Below are 11615 nucleotides of genomic sequence, written 5' to 3'. Positions count from 1 at the left end.
TTATTTAACTCTTTTTACCAGGTTGGTATTAACTAATTCATATACTTGGTTACTTTCGGGGCAAGTAGCTAGGTTGTTGCTGTCGAACTGCAACTTATGACCAAACTCGCTCATCCAACCAACTTGTCGTGCAGGATTACCTATCACTAAAGCGAAAGCTGGGATATTTTTAGTAACTACGGCACCAGCACCGATGAAAGCGAATTCACCGATATCGTGACCGCAAACAATCGTAGCATTTGCCCCGATTGATGCACCTGTTCCAACATGTGTTTTCAGATATTGGTCGCGGCGATTTACGGCACTTCGCGGGTTTGTTACGTTAGTAAAAACGCAAGAAGGTCCGAGGAATACATCATCACCACAAGTAACACCTGTATAGATAGATACGTTATTTTGAACTTTGACATTTCTACCAAGTACAACACCTGGAGAAATCACTACATTCTGGCCTAAGTTACAGTTCTCGCCGATAGAGCAATTGGGCATTACGTGAGAGAAGTGCCAAATTTTGGTTCCTTTGCCGATTGTGCTACCTTCATCTACAACTGCAGTAGGATGTACATAATATTCCATACTACGTGGTTATTTTAGATATTCTTTAATTGCATTCACTATAAAATCTTGCTCGCTTGAATTGAGCTCAGTATGCATTGGTAATGAAAGCACGGACGCACATAATTTATATGTCACATCAAGGGTGCCCACAACTTTACCAATTTTTATGAAGGCTTCTTGTTCGTTCAAAGGAATAGGGTAGTACACCATACTTGGAATACCTTTTTCCTGCAAATATTGTTTCAAGCCATCGCGCTTGCCGTTTTCAATTACGAGAGTATATTGATGGAAAACGTGTGTAGATTGGCTTGAACGAATAGGTGTTCTTACACCCGGTACATCTTTCAATGCTTGATCATAATAAGCAGCAGCCGTTCTTCTTGCATCACAATAATCATTTAAGTATTGCAATTTCACATCGAGAATGGCAGCTTGAATTGTATCGAGACGGGAGTTAATACCAATGTATTTGTGAACGTATTTCTGTGATTGACCGTGGTTGGCAATCATTTGAAGTTTTGCACCAATGGTAACATCATTTGTGTATAAAGCACCCCCATCACCAAAACAACCTAGGTTTTTCGATGGGAAGAAAGATGTACAACCGATGTGACCAACGGCACCAGCCGCTTTCTTTTCACCATTTTTATTAGTGTAGATGGCGCCGATTGCTTGTGCAGTATCTTCAATTACGTATAAATTATGTTTGCCAGCAATTTCCATGATAGCATCCATATCAGCACATTGGCCGAAAAGATGTACAGGTACTATTGCTCGGGTTTTAGGTGTAATAGCTGCCTCAATTTTAGTGATGTCGATGTTGAATGTTTCGGGATCAACATCTACCATTACAGGAACATACCCCAATAAGCCAATAACTTCAGCCGTTGCAACGTATGTAAATGCAGGTACAATCACCTCATCGCCCGGCTCTAATCCCAAGCCCATCATGGCAATCTGCAAAGCATCTGTACCATTCGCACAAGGAATTACTTGGTTTACACCTAAATATTGTTCAAGGTTTTTCGAAAATCGCTTTACTTCAGGACCATTAATGAATGCACCTGATTCGATGCAATTCAATACCGCTGAATCAATTTGATCCTTGATTTTTGCATATTGACCTTTTAGGTCAACCATGTGGATAGTGGTTTGTGTAATCATAAACGAGCGTCTACTAAGTTTCTATCAATAAAAGATTTGGTATCGAAAATCACGGTATTATGCCCGTTTCTCAATTTCTTAAAGTCAATATTCAAGAACTCACTATGTGACACCGCCAAGATAACAGCATCATAACATGCCTCCAACTTATCAATCAAATCGATACCATATTCATGACGAACTTCATCTTTATGAGCATGGGGATCGTACACCTCAACGTTAGTTCCGAATTGTTGTAATTCTTGGTAGATATCGATTACACGGGAATTACGGATATCTGGACAGTTTTCTTTGAACGTCACACCTAAAATCAATACGCGTGCGCCATCAACTTTATGGCCTTTTTTAATCATGAGTTTTACGACTTTATTCGCAACGAACATGCCCATGTTATCATTCACCCTTCTTCCCGAAAGAATAACTTGTGGGTGATAACCTGTAGATTGAGCTTTATGTGCCAAGTAATAAGGATCAACACCAATGCAATGGCCACCAACTAAACCTGGTTTATATTTTAAGAAGTTCCATTTGGTACCAGCAGCTTCAATAACGTCGGTAGTATCAATACCAAGGCGATCGAAGATCAAAGCCAATTCATTTACAAAACTGATGTTCACATCTCGTTGCGCATTTTCAATTGCTTTTGAAGCTTCGGCCACTTTTAAAGAAGTAGCTTTATGAGTACCTGCGATGATAATGCTTTTGTATAAGTTATCTACAACATCTGCGATTTCAGGCGTGGAACCAGAAGTTACTTTTTTAATTTTTGTAAGTGTGTTCACTTTATCACCCGGGTTAATTCTCTCAGGGGAATAACCACAGAAGAAGTCTTTGTTGAATTTGAGGCCAGAGAATTTCTCCAATACAGGAACGCAATCCTCTTCAGTACAACCGGGGTAAACAGTTGATTCGTAAATGACAATATCGTTGGGTTTTAAAACTTTTCCCAACATTTCGGAAGCTTTAATTAACGGGGTTAAATCTGGAGCTTTGAATTGATCAATAGGCGTAGGTACCGTTACGATATAAACATTATACGCTTTCAAATCTTCTACGTTATTTGAAAACCATAATCCTATACCAGTGCCTCTTTTGCCAGTAGCTTCTTTTAAACCATCTTGATCTGCTTCTTTGGTATGATCCTCGCCGCGAGATAATTCGGCGATACGATTTGTATTGATATCAAAACCTAGTACATCATACTTCTTGCCAAACTCGATTGCTAAAGGTAAGCCTACATATCCAAGACCGATAACCGCTATTTTGTGTGTTGAAGACATATTACCTATTTTAATTAATTTAGTTCATAATTTTTTTATATAATCTTCTGATGCATAACACTATTATCGTTAAAAATGCACCAAGGAAAGCTCCTACCACAAAGCCTTTTACAAAGCCAAATTTTTTAATCTTTAATGGTAAGATAGGGGCATCAATTACTTGAATAATAGGTGTTTCTTGTAGCATGGCTATTTTACTTAACTCTAAATTCTTCAACACTTCGCCATACATTGTTTGTAAAATCAGTTTATCCCTACCTTCCAGTTCAATAGATACACCGGAAATGTTTTTGGCAGGGTTAAGGTTAATATCTTGTGAAGCGGCCATTGCATAAGTTTTCTTATTTAATAACCGTTCAATTGAATCTGCTTTCGCTTGAAGTTTGTCTACATTTGACTTAGAACGCTGAGTTTTTGTTTGCACATAAAAATCGGTCGCAACAGCCACTAATTTTTCAGTAAAAACCTTCGAAAACAATTCGTGCTCTGTTGTTAAGTTTACATCTACGAAGGCCAACTTCTTATCGGGTTTTTCAATTGTTAGATCATCACCGATAATCTTATAATATAATTCTTGGAGAACACTATCTTGACTTAGCGTATACTTATCTCGAGGTAAATTTGGCGTAAACGTCAATTCGAATTTTTTTTCCTTCCACTTTTCTCGTTTCCCTGTAATATCAATATAAAAATCAGCTAAGCTTTGAGTTTTGCCATTTATTGTGGCTGCTGAAAGGAACGCTTTTTCGATCATCAATCGTGAACGCAGAAACTCTAAAATATTATCTTCAGAAAATACACCACTAGTTGATCCACCACCTAAATCGATTCCAAATTGACTGGCAATCCCAGCATAATTAGCTAAAGAATTACTCTTAGAATCTTCCAAAATAAAAGTGAGTTCAGCAGTATATTTTGTAGGCGAAAAAATTGAAAATGCTACTCCTACACCTGCACCAATTATTCCGATAATTCCTATAATAAGCCATTTGCTAAAAAGAAATTTAATCCAATCCCGGATTTTCAAAATGAGTTCCTTTACAGAAATTTCGTTTTCATTATTTACGGACATACTTCTTGCAACTTCTTCCATACAGTTGGGGGAATTTTAATTATTTAGCTAAAATGGTAGCTACGATTAATGCTATTGAAGCGATGCCAGTACCTAAACCTAATACTTCTTGCGGATTTAAGCCTCTTTGGGTGCTTTTAGCTGGTACATAAATTTCAGCACCAGGTTTCAATTTGGGATAGCTATTGAAAAATAACACCTTCTTTGTGCCTTTAACTGTACCATTAGCGTATACTACATAACTCCTTCTTTTCAAAGCTTGCGAGGTAAATCCACCAGCAAAACGCACATATTCTCTAAACTTCAAATCGCTGGAATATTGAATCTTTTTCGGGAAGTATATTTCGCCAAATACTTGTACTGTCTGCAATTTCTTCGGAACATTTAATAAATCTCCTTCTTCTAAAAATAAATCATACTTAGAACCAGGATGTTTCAAAATGTAAGGCAAATCAATATTTAATAACTGCCCGTTACGCTGAATATCAGATTTAAACCTTCCAATAGATGCACTGTCTTGAAGCTTGTTATAGAACACTTCCAATTTATTATTCAGCATCACAGAATCAGAGTTATTTACAAATGTCTTCCTTACCATCACCGCTCCTTCTGGGTATGCATCTGGACGTAGTCCTCCCGAACGTTTAATCAAATCAGAAATACGTTCCTTTTTTGATGTAATTGTGTAATTACCCGGATAAATTACCTCGCCATTAATATTTACATCTGCTTGTTCGGTATATGAAGGCGATTTACGGATCATCACCTCGTCGAATGGTTGTAATTGGAATGAACCGCCACTATTATTGATCGCTAAATCAGGAGTAATATCGAAATGCTGAATAACGGCTAGCATAGAATCGTTACCAATTCCACCTTGATTTCTTATACGACGAGAAATTTCCACTTTTTGTAAAGAAGCCGCATCTTTCAATCCTCCGCTTAATAAAATAAGGTCTTCTAAATGCATCCCTTCAGCATAATCGTAATATCCAGGCGTTTTAACCATACCACTGATTTTCACAAGGAATTGTTCTTTTAACTGATTCTTTGAGAAAATAACTACACTATCCTCCTTCTGTAAATTAATATTAGCAGCACCGCTCATAATTGCTTTGGGATCGAAACTGATTAATTGAGCGGTTAAATCTTCCTTATAACGACGAATAATACCACGGTTCATTGAAGCATCTTCCTTCAAACCATCTGCTTTTTGAATAAGCCCTTTCAATGTTAAACCATTATCCAAAGAGAAATCTCCTGGGTGGAAAACAGCGCCAGTAATATTCACACGATTTGAAAACCTAGTTAGTACAGCATCTACAATAAACTGGTCGCCAGATTTTAATTTATACCCTACTATCTCGTTTTCGCTAATATCAATTACTTCGCGCTCACGGTTATTAATGCGGTATCCTTTAATATTTCCACGGTAAGCAACATCAGTATATCCACCAGCATAATTAATGATATCAGATAAAGATTCATGATCCGCTACTTCGAAAATACCCGGTGTTTTAACCTCTCCGTTTAATTCTACACGTGTTTTATAAGGATTTACTTTGATGATATCTTGATCTTGCAAAATCAAATTTTTCGACAAATCTCCTTTAGTCAAGAAATCATAAAGGTCAAAAGTTGCTATAGGCTGGCCATTTCTAATTAATTGGATACTTCTAAAAGAACCATTGCCATTAGGACCGCCAGATACATATAAAGCATTAGCAATGCTAGCTAAGGATGGAAGAGTATAAGAACCTGGCCTTTCTATTTCACCAATTAATAATACGGTTATACTACGAATATTGCCTAAAGTGATTTGCACATTGGTATTTCCCGAGTTAATGGCACTGTAAATAGTTGATAATTGTTTCCTGATACGCACCTTTGCTTCATCCATAGAAAGTCCATTCACATAAACAGGACCTAAATTAGGGATACGTATATAACCCTCTGGAGTAACTTTTAGTTGCATTTGGGTTTCATTATAACCATAAACATCAATCATAATTTCATCACCCGTTGCCAATCTATAGTTTGGAGGAGTAGGCATTCGTAGATTTGGCTCAAACGTAAGATTCTTATTATTAAAAAGATCAGCACCGAATACCCGGTTCTTTTTAGCTTCTGTTACAGCTTCGCCTTTATTATATTTAGCTCCTTCATCAGTAGAACCATTTATTTCACGCTCATTTGTAAATACGTTGGCTTTATCTTTATTAGTTTTTAAAGATTCGTCAAGATTCAGCGCATTAATTCGCTGTTTCAGTTTAAGTACTTCAGAAGCTGGAATACCTTTTTGATTAGCGTAAGAATCGATTTGATCAATTTTAATTCCTTTTGCTTGCATTTCGCTCACAATCTCACGAATTTGTTCATCCGATAAATTATCTACATTGATTTGCTTCAATGTTTGGGGATTCATGGTAGGGATTTGTGCATACGCACCCACACAAACAAATAATATTAATAGTTGAACCAACAATAATTTTTTCATAGAGTGTATATAAACTTCTCGAAACTTTAAGGTATCCAATAAACCAACATTCCCAATTTTCAAGGCATTTACCTTGAAAAAGGCAGGCAAATTTATTAAAAATACCATATAAATGATAATAGATTGAAAACCATTCATCAACTATAAACTATTCCGACCTTTAAAGAATGGCACCCCGTTTGTTAACAAATTTCAATCCAAACTGTGCAAACTACCGTATATTATTTTATACAGGAAAACCTACAGTAACATATCAACATTATAACATTTGTTTAATTATTTATACATAAACAGTTAAACAGAATCCCAAACGCTCCAAAATCTAAAATTTCCGCGTTTATATTATTTTCTGTATATTTAAATACTGATTATGAAAATGTTAAGAGTGCGAGAGAATTTCTTTCCTTTGAAAAAATGATGGAAATTGTTGGAATGAACATTAATTTTGTTTAAATTAGTCAAGCAAAAATTAAACAATATGTCATCCGCTGAATTCAACACCCTATTATTGAGCAATGCTGATTTTCTCAAACCGTTCGCGATTACGCTAACCAAAGACGCCGAATCAGCTAAAGATCTCTTCCAAGAAACAATGTTTAGAGCCATCTCCAACCAAGAAAAGTACCTTGCCGGTACTAATATCCGGGCCTGGCTGTATACCATTATGAGGAATATCTTTATTAATAACTACCGGCGCAAATCCAAACAACACTTCTGTTTTGACAATTCTACCAACGATTTCTTGTTGAACTCCAACCAAGTAATCATTGGTAATCAAGCAGAATCAGGCTTAAGAGTAAAAGATATACAAGTAGCCGTTCACACGCTACCCGTTATCTTCAAAAAGCCTTTCTTACTTTATCTCGATGGTTTCAAATATTACGAAATCGCCGATTTACTAGATGAACCACTGGGTACCATCAAAAGCCGTATCCACTTCGCCCGAAAAATGTTAAAAGCCCAAGTAGCAAGGCACTAATGTGAATGTAGTCGCTAATTTTAACCACTAGCTTGTTCGAGACAAACCTCATTTTCTTTTAGAACCATATCCGGTAAAAATTAATACTGGCCCTTGTTTCTGCATGCTTATCAGTTTAGTTGAAAATCATTGTGAACCGCAAAACTTGTATTTTACTATGAAAATAACCCAACACCCATATCGACTATCTTTCACTTAGTTTTTCCAAAAAATTCAATATCTCTCCAAGGCAACGAGGAGCGAAAACACAAATGTTGTTCAATAAAAAGTAAGTAACTGAACTTATTTGTTCCGTTACTTACTTTTTTTATATCCCCCTTAAGCCCCGCTTGTTACCCTTTTTCCTGTAAAATCTAAACTTTGTATACTATCTTTATAAAGAACGGCAAAGTTTTTGACGACCTGGCAGCAATATCTAACTTATAATCACGCGTTTATGATACACGCCCCTGTTATCCTAGTGAACGAACAAGATGAACCCGTAGGCACCATGGAAAAACTCGAAGCACACGAAAAAGGTTTGCTACACCGGGCTTTTTCTATCTTTATTTTCAATCATCAACACGAAATGCTCCTCCATCAACGCGCAACGGAAAAGTACCATTCCGGTGGCTTATGGACGAATGCTTGTTGTTCCCATCCCATTCTCGGGGAAGATCTAATAACCGGCGCAAAACGTAGGTTACGCGAAGAAATGGGATTCGAATGCGAATTAACAGAGATATTTTCCTTCACATATAAGGCCCAACTCGACAATAACCTCACAGAACATGAATTCGACCACGTACTGGTAGGCTATTACGACGGCGATATTGTACCCGAAAAGTCGGAAGTACAAGACTTTGGCTACTATTCCCTCGACGACATCCACCATTTACTCCAAACCAAACCAGGGCAGTTTACTTTCTGGTTTAAAGAAGCATTTCACAAAGTACAGGCATGGGCAGTTAAGGCACATGCATAAAAAAGGCCTTCCCTTGTAAGGAAAGACCTTTATGCTATCTTCTTTACTTTTTACCGGTACTGATTTAATCCGTTGGATTACCATGAGTAAAGTAAGAGTAAACAGTGGTTTTATGCCTACAACCGCAACAAAACCAGTTCATTACATCGCTATATCAATTTAAAAACTAATGATTCATAAGCGTTTGTAAAATTAATGGCGCTTCTACAGAATTGAACCCCCGCAGCACTTGCGTATAATACCTACCATTCTGTAAAGTAACATCATTTGCTGTTAGCAGAACAAAACCATCACTTGCTCTTCTCACCTGGACAGAATATACCCCAGGCGTAACTTCTATGAACTTTTCATTCGCCGTACCACTGGTTTGTGTTTCAAACCCACGGTTCGAAAATAATGGCGTAAATGTAGTGCCTTGCAATAAGCCTACTGTCACAGTAGCACTATTCGGACTTACATTAAAAAAACGAACATTTGCCTTCAATGTGCTGCCCGAAAAGTTATCGGTAACGAACATGGGCTTGAGTTTTGATGCCGAATCGATGAGGAACATACTGTAGAAGCTGTTCTTCATAATGTTGAGGGTTTCCGTAACCTTTACCTGCCCCCCATATTTACTTGCAACAATCTTTGCCCGGCATAAGCATTAAAATAACCCGAATTGTTAGGGTAAGCCATAGGGGAGGTGTTAACTTGCCGGCCATCGAGGAAAAAATCTACCGGGGTACTATTGGGCGAAGTGTTCATCACCACCAATGCACCTGTATCAATATCATCATCGTCATCACTAGTACAGCTAACAAATAATAAGGTGCTACATAAAAAGAGTAGTAAAAGGCCAATGCGCATTCGCATGATGTCTGTTTTCGAGGTTTATGAATTGGTTTCTCTGACTGGTTCGTGGTTTCCCGTATAGGAAGAACGCAAAGAAAAGGGAAATTGTTGACCATTCAGGCGATGTTTTGATAGCTAGAAAAAATATTTTGGAAAAGAATAGGGTGAAGGCAATTTCCAAGCGTCTTACTAGTACCAACAAACCAAAGAACCAACGTTTTCCCTAAAATAGCATGCGCAAGTTTCGGCTTGACGCAGTTGTAACATAAGCATGTATTTTGATAATTGCAGGCGGTCCCTAGCTGCCTGCGAAATGGTTATTCTCTTGCAAAAGAGATAGCTTTTGGCTAAAAATTGAATGCTTGCTTTTCCGGAAGCAGGCATTTTTTATGAATAATTGGTGATTAAAAATTGTAAGAAATGTGGCGAATCGACCGAAAAAAAATGAGCCTGGTGAAAATTGCATCAAAATTAAGCACATTTTAAGGCGGTTCAAAGTACCCTCAAATGCTTACTAGTGTTACATTCTACAAAATTTAACCTTTTGTTGACTGGCAACTGGAGGCCTGGACACTAACCAACAATCAATCTTTTACTACTTTTGATTTCAGAATGAGAATAGCGGTAAAAATATTTTTGCACATATGTATTCTCCTATTGTTAGGAGATGGGTATGTAATAGCCGGTGCCCGGAAGGACAACACCCGCATTCGCTATGACCGTGCTCGCCATCATATCATCGATCATTCTTCTACCACGCTTATTAAAGATTTAAATATTGATAAGGAAGGGGATCATTTGATAACAGATGATGTTTTTGATGAAGACCCTCATTCTTCATTTGCTCGCAAGTATAAATTATTGGTCAGCTATTCAGCTATCAATTCATATCAATCGATACTTACTTTCTTATATAGTAGCCATCATGCTCCCCCGGGATGCTACGATCTTTCATCATACATCTACATCAAACATAGCGCACTTAGAATCTGATTCTTCGTGTGAATTCCAGTTTCCAACGGCATAACCATGCGTAGTTGGGGTGCTTTTACATGCATTCCGTTTAACCGTTTGCTTAATTACTGCCTACTTTGGTCAAACTGTGCCACCATTTGTATGCCAGGCACACCCTGGTTTCTGCGCAACCAATCGCTTAATTTCCAATAATATCATGAAGAGAATTGTCATGTTCACGGGTGTTATTGCCCTGTTCTGCCAAAGCTGTATCTCAAAACACGAAGAAAAAGAAACAGCCACGAAGTTCACCGTAACAAACCCAATGAAAGTGGATACTTCTTTTACGAAAGAATATGTATCCCAAATCCGCTCAGTGCGCAACATCGAAATTCGCGCACAAGAAAAGGGTTATCTCGAAAAGATTTTCGTAGACGAAGGTCAGTACGTAAAAGCCGGCCAATTACTATTCCGCATCATGCCTAAAGTGTATGAAGCCGAATTATTAAAAGCGCAAGCTGAAGGGAAAGCCGCTGAAATCGAGTACCAAAACTCAACAGCCTTAGTCGACAAAAACATCGTTTCCAAGAATGAGCAAGCAATGGCCAAAGCCAAGCTCGACCAAGCAAATGCTGAAATCGCTTTAGCAAAACTTCACCTTTCTTTTACCGAAATTAGGGCGCCATTTGAAGGCACCATCGACAGATTGCCAAAAAAATTAGGAAGCTTAATCGATGAAGGCGAGTTATTAACCAGCCTTTCCGATAACAGCCAAATGTTCGCGTACTTCAACGTTTCGGAACCCGAATACTTGGATTACCAAACCAACACAAAAAATCGTGGTAATACAAAAGTGACCTTATTACTTGCCAACAACCAACCACTCCCTGTAAAAGGAGACGTGGAAACAATTGAAAGCGAATTCGACAGCGAAACTGGTAATATCGCGTTCAGAGCACGTTTTGCAAACCCAGATAGGCTATTAAAACATGGAGAAACCGGTAAAGTACAAATGACCGTTCCCCTAAGAAACGCCTTAGTCATCCCGCAAAAAGCGACGTACGAAATTCAAGACAAACTCTATGTCTTTGTAATCGATAAAAATAACGTCGTGAAATCCCGCAACATCAATATCGCCGGTCGTATGCCAGATTTATTCGTAGTAGATAATGGCCTCAGCGAGGGCGATAAAATCTTGTTGGATGGCGTGCAAAAAGCAAAAGACGACGATAAAATCCAGTTCGAGTACATCAAGCCCGAAGAAGTGTTGGCGAGTTTGCGCTTGAGAGCGGAATAAAAGTTTCATTCCTAAT

Annotated in this window: 11 protein-coding genes; 4 read left to right on the top strand and 7 right to left on the bottom strand. The window is 37.9% G+C overall.

The genetic code is table 11. The features are described from left to right. From LX64_RS00585 to LX64_RS00565, 5 genes are read right to left on the bottom strand one after another with little or no spacing between them, the layout of a single operon-like run. Nucleotides 1-576 carry an acyltransferase gene (locus LX64_RS00585; RefSeq protein WP_111595664.1) on the bottom strand — a complete coding sequence of 192 codons (576 nt, stop codon included), beginning with the start codon at nucleotides 574-576 and terminating at the stop codon, nucleotides 1-3. 9 nt (nucleotides 577-585) lie between these two features. Continuing rightward, complete coding sequence (locus tag LX64_RS00580; protein WP_211324702.1) at nucleotides 586-1698, bottom strand: DegT/DnrJ/EryC1/StrS family aminotransferase; 1113 nt, start codon at nucleotides 1696-1698, stop codon at nucleotides 586-588. A gap of 20 nt (nucleotides 1699-1718) precedes the next feature. Further along, the gene (locus LX64_RS00575; protein WP_111595662.1) at nucleotides 1719-3002 is read right to left on the bottom strand and encodes a nucleotide sugar dehydrogenase; all 1284 of its coding nucleotides are present in this window, start codon (nucleotides 3000-3002) and stop codon (nucleotides 1719-1721) included. 19 nt (nucleotides 3003-3021) lie between these two features. Beyond that, nucleotides 3022-4095 carry a lipopolysaccharide biosynthesis protein gene (locus tag LX64_RS00570; protein WP_111595661.1) on the bottom strand — a complete coding sequence of 358 codons (1074 nt, stop codon included), beginning with the start codon at nucleotides 4093-4095 and terminating at the stop codon, nucleotides 3022-3024. A 19-nt stretch (nucleotides 4096-4114) separates the two neighbouring features. Continuing rightward, nucleotides 4115-6571, bottom strand: a complete 2457-nt coding sequence (locus tag LX64_RS00565) for an SLBB domain-containing protein (RefSeq protein WP_158538486.1) — start codon at nucleotides 6569-6571, stop codon at nucleotides 4115-4117. Nucleotides 6572-7049: 478 nt separating this feature from the next. Here LX64_RS00565 and LX64_RS00560 point away from each other — a divergent pair, with 478 nt between their 5' ends. Further along, complete coding sequence (locus LX64_RS00560; protein WP_111595659.1) at nucleotides 7050-7550, top strand: RNA polymerase sigma factor; 501 nt, start codon at nucleotides 7050-7052, stop codon at nucleotides 7548-7550. A 436-nt stretch (nucleotides 7551-7986) separates the two neighbouring features. Further along, nucleotides 7987-8514: an isopentenyl-diphosphate Delta-isomerase gene (gene idi / locus LX64_RS00555; RefSeq protein WP_111595658.1), complete on the top strand. Its 528-nt coding sequence runs from the start codon at nucleotides 7987-7989 to the stop codon at nucleotides 8512-8514. A 166-nt stretch (nucleotides 8515-8680) separates the two neighbouring features. Here the strand turns inward: idi and LX64_RS00550 are convergent, their stop codons facing one another. Next, complete coding sequence (locus LX64_RS00550; protein ID WP_148707146.1) at nucleotides 8681-9088, bottom strand: DUF4397 domain-containing protein; 408 nt, start codon at nucleotides 9086-9088, stop codon at nucleotides 8681-8683. Nucleotides 9089-9111: 23 nt separating this feature from the next. Next, nucleotides 9112-9369, bottom strand: a complete 258-nt coding sequence (locus LX64_RS00545) for a DUF4397 domain-containing protein (protein WP_148707145.1) — start codon at nucleotides 9367-9369, stop codon at nucleotides 9112-9114. Between the two features lie 615 nt (nucleotides 9370-9984). Between LX64_RS00545 and LX64_RS25715 the strand changes: the two genes are divergently transcribed. Both LX64_RS25715 and LX64_RS00540 read left to right on the top strand, forming a co-directional pair. Next, entirely contained in the window at nucleotides 9985-10341 is a 357-nt protein-coding gene (locus LX64_RS25715; RefSeq protein WP_148707144.1) for a hypothetical protein, read from the top strand. A gap of 178 nt (nucleotides 10342-10519) precedes the next feature. Next, nucleotides 10520-11599 carry an efflux RND transporter periplasmic adaptor subunit gene (locus tag LX64_RS00540; protein ID WP_111596309.1) on the top strand — a complete coding sequence of 360 codons (1080 nt, stop codon included), beginning with the start codon at nucleotides 10520-10522 and terminating at the stop codon, nucleotides 11597-11599. Nucleotides 11600-11615 lie beyond the last annotated feature (16 nt).

This window comes from Chitinophaga skermanii, from assembly GCF_003259335.1.
GTDB classification, from domain to species: domain Bacteria; phylum Bacteroidota; class Bacteroidia; order Chitinophagales; family Chitinophagaceae; genus Chitinophaga; species Chitinophaga skermanii.
This window is presented reverse-complemented; position numbering and strand designations above follow the sequence as displayed.

Coding starts and splice junctions, on each gene's coding strand:
- LX64_RS00560 (WP_111595659.1), top strand. CDS start 7,050: ATGTCATCCGCTGAATTCAACACCCTATTATTGAGCAATGCTGATTTT.
- LX64_RS00570 (WP_111595661.1), bottom strand. CDS start 4,095: ATGGAAGAAGTTGCAAGAAGTATGTCCGTAAATAATGAAAACGAAATT.
- LX64_RS00580 (WP_211324702.1), bottom strand. CDS start 1,698: ATGGTTGACCTAAAAGGTCAATATGCAAAAATCAAGGATCAAATTGAT.
- LX64_RS00550 (WP_148707146.1), bottom strand. CDS start 9,088: ATGAAGAACAGCTTCTACAGTATGTTCCTCATCGATTCGGCATCAAAA.
- LX64_RS00540 (WP_111596309.1), top strand. CDS start 10,520: ATGAAGAGAATTGTCATGTTCACGGGTGTTATTGCCCTGTTCTGCCAA.
- LX64_RS00565 (WP_158538486.1), bottom strand. CDS start 6,571: ATGAAAAAATTATTGTTGGTTCAACTATTAATATTATTTGTTTGTGTG.
- LX64_RS00575 (WP_111595662.1), bottom strand. CDS start 3,002: ATGTCTTCAACACACAAAATAGCGGTTATCGGTCTTGGATATGTAGGC.
- LX64_RS00545 (WP_148707145.1), bottom strand. CDS start 9,369: ATGCGAATGCGCATTGGCCTTTTACTACTCTTTTTATGTAGCACCTTA.
- idi (WP_111595658.1), top strand. CDS start 7,987: ATGATACACGCCCCTGTTATCCTAGTGAACGAACAAGATGAACCCGTA.
- LX64_RS00585 (WP_111595664.1), bottom strand. CDS start 576: ATGGAATATTATGTACATCCTACTGCAGTTGTAGATGAAGGTAGCACA.